13 protein-coding genes are annotated in these 18787 nt (G+C 68.2%); 5 read left to right on the forward strand and 8 right to left on the reverse strand.

Annotated features, from left to right (window positions below; translation table 11 throughout):
- Positions 1–153: 153 nt before the first annotated feature.
- The 6 genes from OG206_RS06885 to ngcE all read right to left on the reverse strand — a co-directional run bounded on the left by OG206_RS06885 (position 154) and on the right by ngcE (position 7615).
- Positions 154–915, reverse strand: coding sequence for a hypothetical protein (locus OG206_RS06885; protein ID WP_327113306.1), 762 nt, complete (start codon positions 913–915; stop codon positions 154–156).
- On the reverse strand, positions 912–1403 hold the full coding sequence (locus tag OG206_RS06890) for a hypothetical protein (RefSeq protein ID WP_327113308.1): 492 nt from the start codon (positions 1401–1403) through the stop codon (positions 912–914). Before OG206_RS06890 ends, OG206_RS06885 begins: the two co-directional genes overlap by 4 nt.
- Positions 1404–1409: 6 nt before the next feature.
- Entirely contained in the window at positions 1410–3668 is a 2259-nt protein-coding gene (locus OG206_RS06895) for a glycoside hydrolase domain-containing protein (RefSeq protein ID WP_327113310.1), read from the reverse strand.
- A gap of 509 nt (positions 3669–4177) precedes the next feature.
- Complete coding sequence (locus tag OG206_RS06900) at positions 4178–5095, reverse strand: carbohydrate ABC transporter permease (RefSeq protein WP_327113312.1); 918 nt, start codon at positions 5093–5095, stop codon at positions 4178–4180.
- Between the two features lie 97 nt (positions 5096–5192).
- Positions 5193–6116, reverse strand: coding sequence for a carbohydrate ABC transporter permease (locus OG206_RS06905; RefSeq protein WP_327113314.1), 924 nt, complete (start codon positions 6114–6116; stop codon positions 5193–5195).
- 50 nt (positions 6117–6166) lie between these two features.
- A complete protein-coding gene (gene ngcE / locus OG206_RS06910; RefSeq protein WP_327113316.1) occupies positions 6167–7615 on the reverse strand; it encodes an N-acetylglucosamine/diacetylchitobiose ABC transporter substrate-binding protein in 1449 nt (482 codons plus the stop codon).
- 493 nt (positions 7616–8108) lie between these two features.
- On the opposite strand from ngcE, the gene OG206_RS06915 reads away from it, so the two are divergent.
- The 3 genes from OG206_RS06915 to OG206_RS06925 all read left to right on the forward strand — a co-directional run bounded on the left by OG206_RS06915 (position 8109) and on the right by OG206_RS06925 (position 13865).
- Positions 8109–11957, forward strand: coding sequence for a GH92 family glycosyl hydrolase (locus OG206_RS06915; protein ID WP_327113318.1), 3849 nt, complete (start codon positions 8109–8111; stop codon positions 11955–11957).
- Between the two features lie 479 nt (positions 11958–12436).
- Entirely contained in the window at positions 12437–13165 is a 729-nt protein-coding gene (locus tag OG206_RS06920) for a hypothetical protein (RefSeq protein WP_327113321.1), read from the forward strand.
- A 52-nt stretch (positions 13166–13217) separates the two neighbouring features.
- The gene (locus OG206_RS06925) at positions 13218–13865 is read left to right on the forward strand and encodes a class F sortase (RefSeq protein WP_327113323.1); all 648 of its coding nucleotides are present in this window, start codon (positions 13218–13220) and stop codon (positions 13863–13865) included.
- 107 nt (positions 13866–13972) lie between these two features.
- Here the strand turns inward: OG206_RS06925 and OG206_RS06930 are convergent, their stop codons facing one another.
- Positions 13973–14599, reverse strand: coding sequence for a histidine phosphatase family protein (locus OG206_RS06930; protein WP_327113325.1), 627 nt, complete (start codon positions 14597–14599; stop codon positions 13973–13975).
- A 174-nt stretch (positions 14600–14773) separates the two neighbouring features.
- Between OG206_RS06930 and OG206_RS06935 the strand changes: the two genes are divergently transcribed.
- Positions 14774–15004 carry a helix-turn-helix domain-containing protein gene (locus tag OG206_RS06935; RefSeq protein ID WP_327113327.1) on the forward strand — a complete coding sequence of 77 codons (231 nt, stop codon included), beginning with the start codon at positions 14774–14776 and terminating at the stop codon, positions 15002–15004.
- Between the two features lie 45 nt (positions 15005–15049).
- Here OG206_RS06935 and yicI read toward each other — a convergent pair whose 3' ends face one another.
- Positions 15050–17278: an alpha-xylosidase gene (gene yicI, locus OG206_RS06940; protein ID WP_327113329.1), complete on the reverse strand. Its 2229-nt coding sequence runs from the start codon at positions 17276–17278 to the stop codon at positions 15050–15052.
- A 332-nt stretch (positions 17279–17610) separates the two neighbouring features.
- Between yicI and xylA the strand changes: the two genes are divergently transcribed.
- Entirely contained in the window at positions 17611–18780 is a 1170-nt protein-coding gene (xylA, locus tag OG206_RS06945) for a xylose isomerase (RefSeq protein WP_327113331.1), read from the forward strand.
- Positions 18781–18787: the final 7 nt, after the last annotated feature.

An 18787-nucleotide genomic window follows, 5' to 3' on the forward strand; every position in this document is an offset into this window, starting at 1 on the left:
GGACCGGAACTCCACCGACCCGGCTCCACATCCGCTTCGCGCACGATCCCGGGATCGCACGCAACTGTGCGGGACGGACGCGTGGACGTCCGCCCCGCACGGGCGCCGCTACGGCCGGGTCCGGCGCCTACCGGACCGCAGGCGCGCCGGGACCTACCGGTAGCGCTCGGCGCGACGGCGCCGCGAGGGCTCCGCCACGTCCATGATGACTCCGGCTCCCCGGCCGGGGGTCTCCCGCCATGTCCGAAGCTTCGCGGCGACCTTCGGCAGGTTCTTGTCGTCCGGCCCGGCAGCGAGGTAGAACAGGCCCTCGTCGGCCGGCCGGTCGTCGCCGCCCCAGCGGACGAGACCCTCGGTGTCGGCGATGACGTCCCGGAGCACGAGCTGTTGCGCGGTGGTCAGGCCGCCCCGCACGCCGGGCGGGTAGGAGCCGGGCCTGATCACCACCGCCGTGCCCGACGCCTGGTTGGAGCGCGGCCGGGCGGTGTCCCTCACCTTCCCGGGGGCCACCCAGCCCTGGATCGGCGTCGGCTCCCCCGGGAGGCCCATCGCGTCGATCTCGTAGTGGAACCGGCGGACGACGTGCAGCAGGAGCGTCGCGGCGTCGCCCTCGCGCAGGGAGACCTTCAGCCCCGTGCCCGCCACGGAGTGCGTGACGATCTCGCCCTCCGCGTCGACGGCCTTCTGCATCTCCCAGCCGTTGCCGGACGGGCGGCCGGTCAGGAGCCGTCGGCGGCGGTCCTCGAAATCGCTCAGCGCCTTCTTCAGCCGGTCGTTCCGGAGAGGCGGCGCGCCGGTCACGGTCTGGGCGGCAGCGGCCGGGGTTGCGAGGACGCCGCCCGAGGCGAGGGTCGCGGCGGTGACTCCGGCCGCCACGGTGAGTGCGTGTCTGCGGGACATCTCGGTACGGATCACGATCGGCCTGCCTTCCTTTGTGTCGCCTGCCGCTTGCGGTGGAGCAGCAGGGAGACAGTCCCCGCCGCCAGAGCGAGCAGCAGCAGTACGGCGATGGTCGGGTTGATGTACTCGGGGACGACGGCGGTGTGGCTGGAGCCGTCGGGCATGCGGCACACGAGCCGCAGCGGGATGAAGTCTCCGGTGGTCGCCTCGGCGCCCGGCCTCTGCAGCTCGCCGTCGACGTACGCGCAGCGTGTGCCGCGCTCCTGCCGGTCGAGCAGGAGCAGGTGCAGACAGCCCCACAGATACAGGGCGAGGGCCCCGGCCGACGCCAGCAGCGTGGCGTCACGCCATGTGGACGCCGGGGTACGGGCCGGGCGCCCCTGCCTCGCGAACCGGGAGCCCAGGTGTGCGGCGATGCCGCACAGGGCCGCCGCTCCCGCGATCAGGATCGTCAGAAGTGCCGTGAAACTGTGCCCCTGGTAGGGGTCGGAAGCTGCGAACACGGAACGTCAGGCTCCCCGGACGGCGCTGTTGTACTTCTCGAAGATCGCGTAGAGGGGCATCCGCAGTGTCGCGTCGCTGAACGCGGGTTCCACCGGGCCCTGGTAGCGGCGGAGCACCTCGTAGATCTCGGTCTGCGTGTAGTCGAGAGCGGGACGGCGCTGGGGCGTCTCCGTCGCGTCGCCCTGCTTGCCGTCGGCGCCCCAGATGTGGATGTGGGCGACGGTCCGGACGTTGTAGGCGTTGTCCTCCAGAAGCTTGATCCACATCTTGTACCGGTCCGCGTCCGGGCTCGGGCGGACGTCGGCCGGGTCGAGGATCGTGCCGTCGGCGAGGCCCGCGTTGATGGAGTTGTTCCACGCCAGGATGCCGATGCGGCCCTGGATCTGGCCGACGCCGGTGCTGCTGTCCTGCACCTTGGAGACACCGGGGAGGTTCTGGGCCCAGTCGGGGACGGTACCGGTGTAGTAGAACCCGACGCCGCCGTCCTTGATGAGGTCCTCCTGCCCGTAGTGGCAGAACTCCCAGAAGGCGGTGGTCTGGATGAGGGCTTTGCGCATCCGGTAGCGACGGGCGGTGGAGGTGATGACGTCGTCGAGCGACATGATCGTCTCCAGGCACTGCCTGCGCGTGTAGATGTTGTTCGACTGTTCGCCTCTGCCGATGGACTTCATGTATTCGGTGGCTTCGTCGGCGAGGGCCTCCCAGTAGGAGAGGTCGAACCCGATGTCGAGCTTCTGGGCCGGAGGCGCGTCGAAGTCGCCCTGCCCCGTGTCACGCCCGGAGGCGATGTTGTTGTCGATCTCGATGTGCCCGTCGCCGGACCCGATCGACTTGGTGACGATCTGGTCGAACGCCCAGTTCTCCGGCATCGCGTAGCCGAGGTTCCCGGAGAAGCCGGAGGACATGTTGGAGACGAAGCTGGTCCCCGCGTAGCCGGCGTCGGAGATGCGGGAACACGCGTTGCGCGGACCGTAGACACCGATCTTGTACGGATTGCCCATCCGGCTCATCTGGGCCGCCACGCTCTTGAAGTACGGGAGGATGTGCGAGGTGACCTCGTCGTCGACCGCGTCGTAGTCCACCGCGAAGTAGATCCGGCTGCCGGGCTTGAAGCCGTGCTCCTCGGCCTTGTACGCGGCGTTCGCGCAGTCCGTGACGCCCTGGGCCGGGCTGTAGTAGTCCACCGAACGGGCCCAGGTCTGGTAGATGGGGTAGCAGCGCAGCCCGTACTCCTTGATCGTGGCGAGCTCGCCCGGCTGGATCTCCTTCTCGGGCAGGTCGGTCGTGGACGGGTTGTACAGGTAGCGGCCGATGTACTTGTAGCCCGCGCTCTTCAGCGCCTGCGCGCGGGCGGGGGTGATCTTCGTGACGCCGTCGCACGCCTCGCCCTGCCGCGTCTGGTCGCCGTAGGACACCAGCAGCGAGGACCAGGTGCGGAAGTCGGCCGTGCCGTTGTCCGCGAGGTGCATGAACGACTGGAAGGTGCTGACGGCGGACGCCAGCGAGGAGGTGAACGAGGACGAGAAGGCCACGGGGCGCTTGTTGAGCACCATGCCGGCGGTGAAGAGCTGGACCCACACCCCCGAGCTGCCGGTGGACAGCGTGTGGCTCTTCAGTCCCGTCTGCGTGCCCGGACCGAAGACCCCGTTCGCCGTGCCGTCGGCCATGCCGAGCTCGTACTGGATGGCGTACAGCATCGACTTCGCGACGTCACGCGAGTGGTGGCCGTCGCACGGGATGATGTAGAAGTCCTTGCGCAGGACGTAACGCCCGTTCAGCCACTGCTGGATGGAGCGGATGGTGTCGGAACCGGAGTTGACCGTGACGTAGGCGTCCATGTTGAACAGGCCCTTGACGGTCTTGGGCCAGAGGGCGCCGCCCGGGTAGGTGACGTCCACCCCCATGTTCTGGTGCAGCTTCGCCACGGCGTCCTGGACGCGGGAGTTGTACGTGCCGTCGATGTCACCGCCGTCGTACCCCTTGCAGTACAGGGCGGACTGGAGGATCCGGCAGAAGTTCGCGGAGGGGACCGTGCTCGCGTCCAGTTTGCCGTACTTCGAGGCGATCGCGGCGAGGGTGCCGTCGCCGAAGTTGTTGGACAGCGAACCGATGCCCATCTCGTACTGCAGAGCCCGGGTCAGGGCGTACATCACGGTCCAGCTGGTCTGGCCGTTCTCGTCGAGCTTCGACATGCCGAGGGTCGCGCCGTTGCCGTACGTGGTGTTGATGAATCTCTGGGCGCGAAGCACCATCTCGTCAGCCATGAACTCCCCTTTCACGGGACCGGAGGAAGACGTCCGGGAGCGCTGGAAGGAGAGAGTCCGTGTTCCGGCGCACGCCGGTGCCGCGCGCGTCGGCCCCGCGCCGGATGAAGATCCGCCGCCCGCCGATCACGCGGCGCCCCCCTTGGCCCCCGTACCAACAGCCGCTCAGTAAGCGCTTGTTGAAGCCACCGAGGTGACCCGTCGTCCACCCTCATCCACCCCCGGCGACCGTTCAAGTCCTGTTCGGGCGGGTCCGACGGGTATGCCTGGTACGGACCAGATCTTGTGACGGTCCCGCATCCGGATCGGTGCCGAACCAGTACGCGCACCATGTTTGAAGTTCCGGAAGTGAACCTGGGAGGCGCATGGTTGACCGGATTCCGGATCAGACCGCACCCTCGCACCCGCATCCCCGGCAGGTCCACCCGCTCCTACGCCAGGAGGGCCGCACCCCTCGCGGGACGCGGCCCTCCTGGCGATCGTGTGCGGCGGGACCGTCCCGCGGTGTCCTACTTCAGCGCCCCCGCCGTCAGACCCGCGACGACCTGCCGCTGGAAGACGATGTAGGCCAGGAGCACCGGCAGCATCGCCATGACCAGGCCGGCGAAGAGGCCGGACCAGTCGCCCTTGTACCCCTGGCTCGTGGCCAGTTCGACCAGCCCCTGGGAGAGCACCTTGCCGTCCGGGTCCGTGTTCAGCACCGTCGGCAGCATGTACTGGTTCCACTGCCCGAGGAAGTTGAAGATGCCGACGCTGATCAGGCCGGGCTTGGCCATCGGCAGCATCACCTGGAAGAAGGTGCGGCTGTGCGAGGCCCCGTCGAGCATGGCCGCTTCCGCGATCGACGTCGGCAGGGTCCGGAAGAACGAGGTGAGGAAGAAGACGGTGAACGGGAGCGAGTAGGCGATGTAGACCAGGATCAGCCCGTGCACCGAGTTCAGCAGGCCCATGTTGTTCATGACGAAGAACAGCGGGACCAGCGCCAGGATGATCGGGAAGCTCATCCCCCCGATGAAGAGGAAGTAGATGAACCGGTTCCCCGGGAAGTCGAACCGCGCCAGCACGTACGCCGCCATCGAGCCGAGCAGCAGGGTGCCGATGAGGGAACCGCCCACCACCATGATGGTGTTGAGGAAGTAGTCGCTCATGTGCGCCTGGTTCCAGGCGCGCGACCAGTTCTCGAAGTGGAGCCTGTCCGGCAGCGACCAGGGCGTCGACAGGATCGAGTCGTCCGTCTTGAAGGACGCCATCACCGCCCAGAGCAGCGGCATGACGACGAGAACCGCCCAGATGATCAGCACTCCGTGCGAGAAGACGTTGAGGACCTTGCCCTCGCTGCTCTTCGCCGTCTCGCCGGCCGGCGCGCCGGTCTTCGTCACCGGCGAGCGCTGGGCCGGGACGGCGGGAGGGGTCTCAGTGACCTTCATGCGTGCTCACCTCGTACAACTGTCGAGCCGGCCACCGGGACCGAACTGTTCTGCGTGCCACCGGTCGTCCGGTCGCCGTACCGCGAGGGGCCCGGCATCAGAACTCCAGCCGCTCGCGCCGGCCCAGCCGCATCACGATGCCCGCGAAGAGCATGGTGACGATGAGCAGACCGACGCCGATCGTCGTCGCGTAACCGGCCTGGGCGTCCCTGAAGGCCGTCTGGTAGACGTACAGCGGCAGGACGGTGGTGGAGTAGTCCGGGCCTCCCGGGCCGACCGTCATGACCTGTACGGCGGTGAATGCCTCGACACCGAGCGCCAGGATGCCCATGTAGACCCAGCCCGACTGCACGGTGTCCCAGAGCAGCGGGAGCGTGATCTTGAAGAACGTCGTGATGCGGCTGGCGCCGTCGAGCAGCGCCGCCTCGTAGAAGTCCTTCGGGATGGACGCCATGCCGGCGGAGAAGAGGACGACGAAGAATCCGACCGTCGACCAGATCAGCACGACCATCACGCAGTAGAGCGCGAGGTCGGGATCGCCGAGCCAGTCCGGCTGCAGGCTCTTGAGACCGACGGCCTTGAGTGCCTCGTTCAGCATTCCGGACGACGGGTTGAACGCGAACTGGAACAGCAGGGCCACGATCACGATCGACAGGACCTGGGGGAAGAAGTAAGCGATCTTGTAGAAGGAGGAGCCGCGCACCCCGGCGACCGCGGCGCTTTTGCGCCGACGGCCGCCGACATTGAGCATGAAGGCGAAGAAGAGCGCGAGGCCCAGCGTCACCAGCGGCAGCAGCAGGGCGAGCAGCACGCTGTGCTGCAGGGACTTCCAGAAGATGTCGTCGCCGAGCATCCGACTGTAGTTGTCGAAGCCGACCATCCGGAAGTCCGGGCTGAGTCCGGTCCAGTCCGTGAACGAGTAGTAGATGGACTGGGCGAAGGGCCAGATGACGAAGATGGCGTACAACGCCAGCGGGACCACGAGGAATCCCGCGATGAACCGGTACTTGCCGTGCTGCATCGTTTACCGACCCCGATTTCCGAGCGGGTGCCGCCGCTGGTGACGGTTGCTCACTGGTGCTTGTAGTGCTTGATGGACTGGTCCTTGGCTGCCGCGTCCGCGAAGGCCTGGATCTTCTTGATGGTCTCCGCCGGGGTCGCGCGGCCCGCCATCATCTCGCCGATTCCGGCGATACCGATCTGCTCCTTCTGCAGCTTCACGTACCAGTCCTGCAGACGCGGGTTCACCACGTTGTCGCCGGCCGTCTTGAGGACGTCGACACCGGACTGCATGGCGGTGGAGAGCGTCAGCCCGTCGGTGCCGCCGTTGAAGGCGCTGAGGGACTTCACCGACTTGGTGAAGTTCTTCGAGGAGTCCTCGCTGAGCATGATGCGCAGCTGCTCCATCGCCCCCTCGGGGTTCTTCGCCTTGGCCGGGACGACGAAGGGCTCGCCGCCGGACGCCCAGATGGTGCCGAAGGGCAGCTTGTCGGACGAGTCGAGGCTGGACGGCGCGCCGACCATCATCTTGAAGTCGTCCGGCGTGGTCGGGGCGGCCTCGTTCTCCACCCACGAGCCGTTCGGGATGAAGAGCGCCTTGCCCTTGGTCCACTCGGTCTGCGACTGGATGTGGGTCAGGCCGGGTGTGCCCTTGAGGATGTAGCCCTTCTTGTAGAGCTCGTAGTACGCCTCGAACGCGGCCTTGACGGCCGGGTCCTTCCAGGCGTTCGGCTCGAGGTTGTCGATCTTGTCGAGGACCTCGCGGCCGCCGATCTTGCCGATGAAGGGGTACAGGGAGAAGGGCAGGTAGTACGGGTACTTGCCGGGGTAGGTCCAGCCGGCGATGCCCTTCTTCTTCGCCTTCTCGCAGAGCGCGAGCATGTCGTCCCAGTTCTCCGGGTACGTCGCGTCGAGCTTCTCGAGGTTGGTCTGGGAGTACCAGACGCCGTAGACCGTGTACGCGTAGTACATGATCCAGACGGGGTCGCCGTCGAACTGGCCCATCTCCAGGACACCGGGGCGGAGCGTGTCGCGGACCTTCTTGGCCGGGTCGTCGTAGGACGGGGCGTCCATGAGCGGCGTGAGGTCGAGCAGCTGCTTCTTGCCGACGAGGACACCCATGTCCATCTGCTCGGCGCCCGAGTTGTCGATGAGGTCCGGCGGGGTACCGCCGTTGAAGCGCGGCTGCAGCGTCGACTGGATCTTCTCGGTCGCGGCGTGCTTGACCTTCGGAGCCTTGGGGAAGGCCGCGTTGTACTTCTTCTCGGCGTCGATGGCGTACTGCTCACCGAAGCCGCCGTTGAAGATGACGACCTCGAGGGCGGCGGTCTCGTTGACTCCGAGCGGGTTCTTGGCGCTCTTGGTGCCCTTTTCGACCTTGTCGTCACCTCCGCTGTCGCTACTCGCGCAAGCCGACAGGAAGCTCATCGTCGGAACAGCGATCAGGCCGAGTGCGGCAGAACGCTTGATCAGATCGCGACGGCCAAGGCCCTCATTCGTGCGGCCTGAGATGGATCCCATGCTCAAGTCCTCGCCTTCTACAGGACTCAGGCGGTGTACCGGTCACCCATGGTGAATTCGCCTCAGGCGAAGGGTCCCGCCACCGCGGTCAGTTGCGCTTGGGTCGTGCACATTTCGTCGTGACTATGCAGTGGAGGAGTTCCGGGAACCGTATAGCAGGTCGCTTCTCGCACCCCGCGGACGTGCACCCTCCCCCGCGTCCGCGCGCCGTTGTGAAGCGGCTGTGCAGACGCCGACAGGTATAGTCCACTTGCCGCCAACTGAGCAAGATCGAATGCATGGTTGAGCGGCCATCTTTCCCGAGTTGAGACCTCGCGGACGCTTCGGCACCGTGCGCCCTCGCACGGATGCACCGTTTCTCGCAATACGGTCGAATCACCAGGGCGACCCCGCGCAACACCCTTGACACATGCGGTCACTTGGCTCCCTACTGGAACACGTATTGCATGATGACAACGTTGTCCAAGCATGTCCCCGGGAGGAATGGCTCCGTATGCAGCCCCTACGTGGTCCCCAGCAAGGCTCGCGCCACAGACAAAGCCACTCGGCCGCGGTCCTCGCGGCCTCTCTCGTGCTGGCTCTCGCAGCGCCCACGACGGCCTTCGCACAGTCGTCCGCCGCCGCCCATAAACCGTCCCGCGAAACGACGTTCAGCTCTTCCTTCGAAACCGACGAGAAGCAGCCGGACTGGCGCAACACGGTCGAAGAGAGCGCGGACGGCAAGAAGCGGGCATCGGGTGTCGACGGTGGATTCACCGCCGGAATACCGGGCAATGTCACCGACCGGGTCACGGATCTGCGGGCGAGCGGCGAGAACGCCGGTTCCGGTGAGGTCAAGGAGAACCTGGTCGACGTGGAACCGGGCAGCAAATGGCTGGCCTTCGCGACGACCGGCTGGGTCGAGTTCGACCTCTCCGAGCCCACCAAGGTCGTCACCTACGCCCTGACCTCGGCGAACGACCACGCCGAGCGGGACCCGAAGGACTGGACCCTCAAGGGCTCCGCCGACGGAAAGACCTGGACCGACCTGGACACGCGCACCGGTGAGACGTTCTCCGAGCGCCACCAGACCAAGTCGTACGACTTCACCACGGGCACCGCCTACCAGCACTTCCGGCTGGAGTTCACGAAGAACAACGGTGCGTCGGACGCGATCCAGCTCTCCGACGTCCAGTTCTCCGACGGGGACACGACGACGCCCGCCCCCGCCGAGATGCGCAGCCAGGCCGACCGCGGGCCCTCGGGCTCCCCCACCGCCAAGCAGGGCGCGGGCTTCACCGGCAAGAAGGCCCTGCGGTACGCCGGTACGCACAAGCCGGACGGCCGCGCGTACTCGTACAACAAGGTCTTCGACGTCGACACGGCGGTCACCAAGGACACCCAGCTGTCCTACCTGGTCTATCCGCAGATGACCGAGACGGACCTCGACTACCCCGCCACGCACGTGGCCGTGGACCTCGCGTTCACCGACGGCACGTACCTCAGCGAGCTGAAGGCAACCGACTCCCACGGCGGGTTCCTCACCCCGCAGGGCCAGGCCGACGCCAAGCGGCTGTACGTCAACCAGTGGAACAAGGTCGCCTCGCGCATCGGCACGGTGGCCGCCGGCAAGACGGTCGACCGGATCCTGGTTGCGTACGACTCCCCCAAGGGCCCGTCGAAGTTCCAGGGCTGGATCGACGACATCGCGCTCGCCCCGAAGGCCCCGGAGAAGCGCAAGGCGCACCTCTCGGACTACGCCTCGACGGTGCGCGGCACCAACTCCAGCGGTGGCTTCTCGCGCGGCAACAACTTCCCCGCGACCGCGGTCCCGCACGGCTTCAACTTCTGGACGCCGGTCACGAACGCCGGCACCACGAGCTGGCTCTACGACTACGCGCGCGGCAACAATGCCGACAACCTGCCCACCCTGCAGGCTTTCAGCGCCAGTCACGAGCCGAGCCCCTGGATGGGCGACCGCCAGACCTTCCAGATGATGCCGTCCGCGGCCGCGGGCACCCCTGACGCCTCCCGCACGGCCCGCGCGCTGCCGTTCCGCCACGAGAACGAGACCGCGACGCCGCACTACTACGGCGTGACGTTCGAGAACGGCCTCAAGGCCGAGATGACGCCCACCGACCACGCGGCGCGCATGCAGTTCACCTATCCCGGTGACGACGCGAGCCTCGTCTTCGACAACATCTCCAACGACGGCGGTCTCACCCTCGACCCGGAGACCGGTTCGTTCACCGGTTACTCCGACGTGAAGAGCGGCGGCTCCACCGGGGCGACCCGGCTCTTCGTATACGGTTCCTTCGACGCGCCGGTCACCGACAGCGGCAAGCTGAAGGGCGGCGGCGGTGACGACGTCACCGGCTTCTTCCGCTTCGACGCGGGTAAGGACCACAAGGTCGGTCTTCGCCTGGCCACCTCGCTGATCAGCGTCGACCAGGCGAAGAAGAACCTCGCCACGGAGCTTCCGGAGAAGACCTCCTTCGACAAGGTGCGCAAGAACGCGCAGAAGGCCTGGGACAAGATCCTCGGCAAGGTCGAGGTCGAGGGTGCGAACGCCGACCAGCTGACCACCCTCTACTCCAGCCTGTACCGGCTCTTCCTCTACCCGAACTCGGGCTTCGAGCAGGTCGACGGGGTCTCCACCTATGCGAGCCCGTTCTCGCCGCAGACCGGGGCCGACACCCCCACCCACACCGGTGCGAAGATCGTCAAGGGTGAGGTGTACGTCAACAACGGCTTCTGGGACACCTACCGGACGACCTGGCCGGCTTACTCCTTCCTGTCGCCGAAGCAGGCCGGCAGGATGGTCGACGGCTTCGTCCAGCAGTACAAGGACGGCGGCTGGATCTCCCGCTGGTCCTCGCCCGGTTACTCCGACCTGATGACCGGGACCAGTTCGGACGTGGCCTTCGCCGACGCGTACGTCAAGGGCGTCGACTTCGACGCCGAGGCGGCGTACGACGCGGCGGTCAAGAACGCCACGGTGACCCCGCCGTCCTCGGGCGTCGGCCGCAAGGGCATGGACACCTCGGTCTTCACCGGATACGCCAACACCTCGACGCACGAGGGCCTGTCGTGGTCGCTGGAGGGCTACCTCAACGACTACGGCATCGCGCAGATGGGCCAGGCGCTCTACAAGAAGACGAAGAAGGAGCGCTACAAGGAGGAGTCCGAGTACTTCCTCAACCGCGCCCGGAACTACGTCAAGCTCTTCGACGACAAGGCCGGCTTCTTCCAGGGCAAGAAGGCGAACGGCGACTGGCGCCTGCCCTCCGACCAGTACGACCCCCGTGTCTGGGGCTACGACTACACGGAGACCAACGGCTGGGGCTACGCCTTCACCGCGCCGCAGGACAGCAAGGGCCTGGCCAACCTCTACGGCGGCCGTGAGGGTCTCGCCAAGAAGCTGGACACGTACTTCTCCACCCCGGAGACCGCCGGACCCGAGTTCGTCGGCTCCTACGGCGGCGTCATCCACGAGATGACCGAGGCACGCGACGTCCGCATGGGCCAGTACGGCCACAGCAACCAGGTCGCGCACCACGCCACGTACATGTACGACGCCGCCTCGCAGCCCTGGAAGACCCAGGAGAAGGTCCGCGAGGTCCTCGGCCGGCTCTACACCGGCAGCGAGATCGGTCAGGGCTACCACGGCGACGAGGACAACGGCGAGCAGTCGGCCTGGTTCCTCTTCTCCTCGCTCGGCTTCTACCCGCTGGTCATGGGCAGTGGTGAGTACGCGATCGGCTCGCCGCTCTTCACGAAGACGACCGTGCACCTGGAGAACGGCCGCGACCTCGTCGTCAGGGCGCCGAAGAACAGCTCGACGAACATCTACGTCCAGGGCCTGAAGGTCAACGGCAAGAAGTGGACCTCCACTTCGCTGCCGCACGACCTGCTGGCCAAGGGCGGCGTGCTGGACTTCGACATGGGCTCCAAGCCGTCGGCGTGGGGCACGGGCAAGGACGCGGCCCCGGTCTCCATCACCAAGGACGACAAGGTGCCCGCGCCCAGGGGCGACGTGCTCAAGGGCGACGGCGCTCTGTACGACAACTCCTCCGCCACCTCGGCCACGGTCGAGACGGCGGACCTGCCGGTCACGACGGGCACGAACGCCGTGCAGTACACCCTGACTTCGGCCACCGCCGCGAAGGCCCCGACGGGCTGGGTGCTGCAGGGGTCGGCGGACGGGAAGTCCTGGAAGGACCTCGACAAGCGGTCCGGCCAGACGTTCGCCTGGGACAAGCAGACCCGGGTGTTCTCGGTGCACGCGCCGGGGACGTACACGCAGTACCGGCTGGTCAGCGACACCGCTGCCACGCTGGCGGAGATCGAGCTGATCTCCTGACGGTCCGCCCGTCCGATCGATTCACCCGGCCGGGGGCGGCCACCCGCACGCAGGGGTGGCCGCCCCCGGTCGTGCCGTGCTCCGCGTGTCCCCGCGGATGCCGTGCGGATGCCGTTCGCGCCGGGCCGGTGCCGCGTCCGGCGGGACCTCCGCGGAGTCGTGCTCGGGCGTGCGGCAGGGACGGCGATCACTGTCGGCGCCCTCGCGGCCGTGGCGCCGGTGGCCGCGTGCGGGCGCCGCCGGCATCGGCAGGACACCTCGGGTGCCCGGCTGACCGCCGGGCACGTCTACGGGCCCGGAGTGGCCCGCCTGCCCTTCTCCGCGCCACGATCCGACATCCACGCCGCTCCCCTTTGAGCTAGTCAGGGTAACTTTGGGCGCTTTCACGGTGTCCCGACACACTCTGCCGATGATCCGTGTCATCCCTTAAGCGATCAGGTGATCAGTACGACAATCATCTCGGCTCGAAGGGGTCTAGCATGCGTAATTCCGCCTCCGCCCGCTCCCGCACCGCCCGCACGGGCATCAAGGCCGCTGCCGCCGTCGCGGTAGCGGGTGTCGCCACTCTGGCCGGTGCTCCCGCCGCGTTCGCCGTCGGCGAGAGCGGCGACATCGACATCCGCTCGGTCAGCTGGCACTCCCGCGGCGACCGCGACGGCGTCGAGGTCTGCAAGTTCGCACTCGTGGCCAACAACTTCGACGCGCTGCCGTTCGTCACCTGGACGATCACCGAGCAGCCCCCGACCGTCCCCCCGGGCGACACGCTCACGGCGTCGCTGCCGCTCATCGACGGCAAGGCTCGCAGCCAGGAGTACCTCCTGCCCGAGGGCACGTACAAGCTCACGTGGCTGGTGGCCGGCGCGCCGCTGAAGCAGAAGAGCTTCGAGGTCGACTGCTCCCGGCCCGAGCGGGAGGGCGGCCAGGGTGGCCAGGGCGGCGGCCGCGCCGAGGGCGGCGAGGGCCGGGGTTCGTCCGAGACCGGCGCGCAGGCCGACAAGAGCAGCAGCAAGGGTGCCGCGGAGATCTACGACAAGCCGTCCGGCGCGGTCCCCGCGGGCGGCGGCGGTGTCCCGGACATGACGAGTGTCAGCTCCGAGAGCGACTCGAACATCGGGACCTCGGCTGCGCTCGTGGCCGGAGCCGCAGGAGTCGCGGGTCTGATCATGGTCCGTCGATCCGCCCGGCGTCGTGCCCGCAACGAGGCATAACACGCGCGGCCGACGGCGACGACGGGGTCCGAGCCGCGCATGCCGGCTCACGATGACCCTGAGTGTGACCTTCTCGCTGGTGACCGGCGTCGTGTGGGCGGTTTCCGACTCGCCCGAGGACGCCTCGTCGGTCACCGCCGCCCGCGGCAGCGACGCCGCGGGCGGCGGGGCGCCGCCCTTCCGGAGGGCGCCGCACAAGCCCCCGGAGAAGGTGCCCGCCTCGCACGCCCCGCTGGTGCATTCCCGTCCACTGAAGGTCGCCATTCCGGCGATCTTCATCGAGGCTCCGGTCACCGGCCTGGCACTGGACTCCAGGGGCCGGCTCGGCGCACCGCCCCTGACCAGGCCCAAGCTGGTGGGGTGGTTCCGCAAGGGACCGTCACCCGGGGAGGCGGGAACGGCACTGCTCGTCGGCCACCGCGACACGGCGACGGGTCCCGCGATCTTCCTCAATCTCAACGTCCTGCGCCGCGGCGACACCGTGAAGGTCACCCGGGCGGACCGGCGGACCGCGGTCTTCACCGTCGACAAGGTGAAGACCTACACGAAGGACAAGTTCCCTGACGAGCAGGTGTACGGGCCGACAGGGCGTCCGGAGCTCAGGCTTCTGACCTGCGGCGGACGCTTCGACAAGAAGAACGGCTACTCGGCCAACGTCGTCGTGTTCGCCCACCTCACCTCACTCAGGAAGGCGGCCTGATCCACGGCACGCCCCACGGAACCGGCCGGCACCTCGGGGGCGAGGTGCCGGCCGTTCGTGCGTCGTCCCGCCGTGCACGGCCATCCAGCCCGTGCTGTGGCTCCGCGTCAGTCGATCGCCTTGACCAGCCGCTCGGGCAGTGACATGTTCAGGGACTTGATGACCGGCTTGTTGTGCTCCGTGCCCAGACGGGAGACGGCGCCCGTGGCGAGCTGGAAGAGCTCGCCCCCGGTGACGGGCAGTTTCAGGTAGCGGGCCGTGAGAACGCGCAGGAAGTGGGAGTGGGCGACGAGCGCGATGTCGTCGTCCCCGATCCGGGACCACGCCGCGCGGACTTCGGCCAGGACACGGTCGGCGCGGGCCCCGACCTCGGCGGGCGACTCACCCGGGTGGTCCTCGACGGAACCGAGGGCGACCCCGTCCCTCCAGAGGTCCCAGTCCGGGCGGGTGCGGCGGATCTCGACCGTGGTGACACCCTCGTAGGCTCCGTACTCCCATTCGTGCAGGTCAGGCATTTCCCTGGGGGACGTGAGCCCCGCGAGCTCGGCGGTGCGTCGGGCCCGAAGGTACGGGCTGACCAGGGTGAGCCCGATCTGCCGCCCCTCCAGCAGGGGCACGAGCGCACGGGCCTGGCGCTCGCCGAGCTCCGTCAGGGGCAGGTCGGTGTAGCTCGTGTGCTGCCCGGACCGGGACCACTCGGTCTCGCCGTGCCGGATCAGGATCAGCTCGCCCATGACTACTTCTTCCGCTCTGTACGCCTGCTCGTGGTTCGTGTGGTGCCGGTGGTGCCAACCCGCCGGGACACGATCGCATTCCTCCCGGCCCCGCCCGGGGCGACTCGCCCCGAAAGGGTGGCGCGCATTCGTATCCCGCCCCTGGTCGGGCGTCCGTCCACTACGGCCCGGGTCATGCCGCATGCCAGAGAACTCGACCCCTACACCGACGCACGGGCCTTCTACGGCTCCGAGCTGCGACGACTGCGGGAGGCGGCCTCGATGTCGCAGGGGCAGCTCGGCGAGCGGGTGTTCTGTTCGGGCTCGTACATCGGCATGTTCGAGGCGGCGGAGCGCCGGCCGCACGCGTTCACCCCGGACCACTGGACACCGTTCGTGCGTGCCCTCGGCAGCGGCTCTCTCTGACGCCGCTTCGGCAGGCCCTGCCCGGGGCGGGGCCTGCCGGGAGGGTCAGCCGACGAGGGTGACCGTGTACGGCCGGTCCGTGTCCGTGGTGACCCTGACCTCGCCGCCCTGGTGGACGACCTCGTACGTGGCGGCCACCGCGCCCATGAGGTCGGGGACCGTCACCGTGCGGGTGAAGTCGCCCGTGCCTTCGGGGGCGTAGACCCGCAGTTCGAGGTCTTCCAGCCAGTCCCCGTCCGGGCGGGACTCGTCGGCGCCGAGAGCGAGCACAGCACCCTGACGGACGAGCAGGGGGAGGCTGTCGAAGCCGTGGGTCTCCTGCCGCCAGGCGGGTCCGGTGACGGTCTCGCCGGTGAGGAAGTGGGTCCAGGTGCCCTCGGGGACGTAGTACTCGACCGTGCCGTCCTGCGAGAAGACCGGCGCGACCAGGAGGTCCGGGCCCAGCAGGTACTGCCGGTCGGCCACGCGCGCGGTGGGGTCGTCGGGGAACTCCAGCAGCAAGGGTCGCATGGTCGGGACGCCCGTGCGGTGGGTCTCGACCGCGGCGCCGTAGAGGTACGGCATCAGGCGGTGCTTCAGCCGGGTGAACTGCCGTGCCACGTCGACCGCTTCGTCGCCGAACTCCCACGGCACCCGGTACGACGACGAGCCGTGCAGCCGGCTGTGCGAGGAGAGCAGGCCGAAGGCGAGCCAGCGCTTGAAGACCGCCGGGTCGGGGGTGCCTTCGAAGCCGCCGATGTCGTGGCTCCAGAAGCCGAAGCCCGACAGCGACAGCGAGAGGCCGCCGCGCAGGGACTCCGCCATGGCCTCGAAGGAGGACCAGCAGTCACCGCCCCAGTGGACGGGGAACTGCTGGCCGCCGGCGGCGGCCGAGCGTGCGAAGAGGACGGCCTCGCCCTGGCCGCGCTCCTTCTCCAGGAGCTCGAAGACCGCCTTGTTGTAGAGGTGCGTGTAGTAGTTGTGCATGCGCTCCTGGTCGGAGCCGTCGTGCCACACGACGTCGGTGGGGATGCGCTCGCCGAAGTCGGTCTTGAAGCCGTCGACGCCCTGGTCGAGCAGCCCCTTGAGCTTGCTCTGGAACCACGCGGTGGCCTCGGGGTTGGTGAAGTCGACCAGGGCCATGCCGGCCTGCCACTTGTCCCACTGCCAGACGTCGCCCTCGGGGGTGAGCACGAAGTACCCCTCGCGGACGCCCTCTTCGTACAGGGCGCTCTTCTGCCCGATGTACGGGTTGATCCAGACGCAGATCTTGAGGCCCTTGTCCTTGAGACGCGCGAGCATGCCCTCCGGGTCGGGGAAGACGGCCGGATCCCATTCGAAGTCGCACCACTGGTACTCGCGCATCCAGAAGCAGTCGAAGTGGAACACGCTGAGCGGGATACCGCGCTCGGCCATCCCGTCGACGAAGGAGGTGACCGTCGCCTCGTCGTAGGAGGTGGTGAAGGACGTGGTCAGCCAGAGGCCGAAGGACCAGGCCGGCGGCAGGGCGGGGCGGCCGGAGAGTGCGGTCCAGCGCGCCAGGACGTCCTTCGGCGTGGGGCCGGCGATGACGAAGTACTCCAGCGTCTGGTCCTCGACACTGAACTGCACCTGCCCCACGGCCTCCGAGCCGACCTCGAAGGAGACCTTTCCGGGGTGGTTGACGAAGACGCCGTACCCGCGGGAGGAGAGGTAGAACGGGATGTTCTTGTAGGCCTGTTCACTGCTGGTGCCGCCGTCGGCCTGCCACATGTCGACGACCTGGCCGTTCTTCACGTACGGCGTGAAGCGCTCGCCGAGACCGTGGACCGTCTCACCGACACCCAGGGCGAGTTGGGCGACCATGTGGTGCCCGCCGCCGTCGACCGTGGCGAAGGCGCTGCCCTTGCGGCCGGCCGAGGTCAGGACACGGCCGGCCTCGTCGAGGAACTCCATGCCGAAGGCGCCCTCGGTGGGGAGGCGCAGGGTCAGCGGGCCGCTGGTCAGCTCGGCGGTGGTGCCCTCCGTGCGGGTGGTGGCGGCCGACCGGGCTGCGGCGCCGGGCATCTCGAAGTCGGGGCCCTTGCCGCGCTTGCCCGCGTGGTGGGTCAGGCGTACGGCGATGACACCCTCGGCCGGGGAGTGGGCGTCCACGGTGATCAGCGGGGCGTTCAAGGTGTCGCCGCGCCGCTCGACCCGCTTCACCGCGGCGTAGGCGGCGAGGCGGTCGGCATCGAGACGGACGTCGCGGACTTCGGTGGCGTACGAGGCGTGCACACCGCTGCGCAACTGCCAGAAGCCGTCGGTGAACTTCATGGGGTGGTCCTTAGCCGGTCGGGAGGGGCGGGACTGCGGGGGAGGCCGGGGCGCCTGCGGCGAGCGGGGCTGCGCGGGCTTCTCGATTTTGATCGTACACAAAACAAATGCACCCGCCGGGGGTGGCGGACGGAGGAATGCGGCGGAATGCCCGAGTAGGCATCCAGCGGGCCCGCAGCCATGGATCTGCCATGTTGGCGCCACGTGACCGATACGTCACGGAAATGGTCTAGAAACCATCGGCGGGATGACGTATTAGTACTGCAAGCAAACAAATTGGTCGGGGCGGTGCCTGCCGCCACCCTGGCCTGACGTCGACAAGAGGCTGTGCAATGACGGACCGCTTCACTCCCACTCCTGCGGACAGGTTCACCTTCGGTCTCTGGACCGTGGGCTGGCGTGGCAACGACCCGTTCGGTGAGCCGACCCGTCCCGCACTGGACCCGGTCGAGTCGGTGGAGCGGCTGGCCGAGCTCGGTGCGCACGGAGTCACCTTCCACGACGACGACCTGATCCCCTTCGGGTCCACCGAGAGCGAGCGGGCCCGCCTGATCGGCCGGTTCAAGGACGCCCTGGACCGCACCGGGCTGAAGGTCCCGATGGCCACCACCAACCTGTTCACCCACCCGGTGTTCAAGGACGGCGGCTTCACCTCCAACGACCGCGACGTCCGCCGCTTCGCCCTGCGCAAGGTCATCCGCAACATCGACCTCGCCGTCGAACTCGGCGCCACCACCTACGTCGCCTGGGGCGGACGCGAGGGCGCCGAGTCCGGCGCCGCCAAGGACATCCGCGTCGCCCTGGACCGCATGAAGGAAGCCTTCGACCTCCTGGGCGACTACGTCACCGAACAGGGCTACGACCTGCGCTTCGCCATCGAGCCCAAGCCCAACGAGCCCCGCGGCGACATCCTCCTGCCCACCATCGGCCACGCCCTCGCCTTCATCGAACGCCTCGAACGGCCCGAGATGGTCGGCGTGAACCCCGAGACCGGACACGAGCAGATGGCCGGACTCAACTTCCCCCACGGCATCGCCCAGGCCCTGTGGGCCGGCAAGCTCTTCCACATCGACCTCAACGGACAGTCCGGCATCAAGTACGACCAGGACTTCCGCTTCGGCGCCGGCGACCTGCGCCAGGCCTTCTGGCTCGTCGACCTCCTGGAAACCTCCGACTACGCCGGCCCCCGCCACTTCGACTTCAAGCCCGTACGCACCGACGGCATCGACGGCGTCTGGGAATCCGCGAAGAACTGCATGCGCAACTACCTCATCCTCAAGGAACGCGCCACCGCCTTCCGCGCCGACCCCGCCGTCCAGGAAGCCCTCACCGCCTCCCGCCTGCACGAACTCGCCCGCCCCACCGCCGACGACGGCCTCAAAGCCCTCCTCGCCGACCGCACCGCCTACGAAGACTTCGACGCCACCACCGTCGCCGAACGCACCATGGCCTTCGAAGCCCTCGACCAACTCGCCATGGAACACCTCCTCGGCCTCCGCTGACATCCGG

This window comes from Streptomyces sp. NBC_01341 (assembly GCF_035946055.1).
In the GTDB taxonomy this organism is placed as follows: Bacteria; Actinomycetota; Actinomycetes; order Streptomycetales; family Streptomycetaceae; genus Streptomyces.

Coding starts and splice junctions, on each gene's coding strand:
- OG206_RS06900 (WP_327113312.1), bottom strand. CDS start 5,095: ATGAAGGTCACTGAGACCCCTCCCGCCGTCCCGGCCCAGCGCTCGCCG.
- ngcE (WP_327113316.1), bottom strand. CDS start 7,615: ATGGGATCCATCTCAGGCCGCACGAATGAGGGCCTTGGCCGTCGCGAT.
- OG206_RS06935 (WP_327113327.1), top strand. CDS start 14,774: ATGCCGCATGCCAGAGAACTCGACCCCTACACCGACGCACGGGCCTTC.
- xylA (WP_327113331.1), top strand. CDS start 17,611: ATGACGGACCGCTTCACTCCCACTCCTGCGGACAGGTTCACCTTCGGT.
- OG206_RS06905 (WP_327113314.1), bottom strand. CDS start 6,116: ATGCAGCACGGCAAGTACCGGTTCATCGCGGGATTCCTCGTGGTCCCG.
- OG206_RS06930 (WP_327113325.1), bottom strand. CDS start 14,599: ATGGGCGAGCTGATCCTGATCCGGCACGGCGAGACCGAGTGGTCCCGG.
- OG206_RS06920 (WP_327113321.1), top strand. CDS start 12,437: ATGCGTAATTCCGCCTCCGCCCGCTCCCGCACCGCCCGCACGGGCATC.
- OG206_RS06915 (WP_327113318.1), top strand. CDS start 8,109: ATGCAGCCCCTACGTGGTCCCCAGCAAGGCTCGCGCCACAGACAAAGC.
- OG206_RS06895 (WP_327113310.1), bottom strand. CDS start 3,668: ATGGCTGACGAGATGGTGCTTCGCGCCCAGAGATTCATCAACACCACG.
- yicI (WP_327113329.1), bottom strand. CDS start 17,278: ATGAAGTTCACCGACGGCTTCTGGCAGTTGCGCAGCGGTGTGCACGCC.
- OG206_RS06925 (WP_327113323.1), top strand. CDS start 13,218: ATGACCCTGAGTGTGACCTTCTCGCTGGTGACCGGCGTCGTGTGGGCG.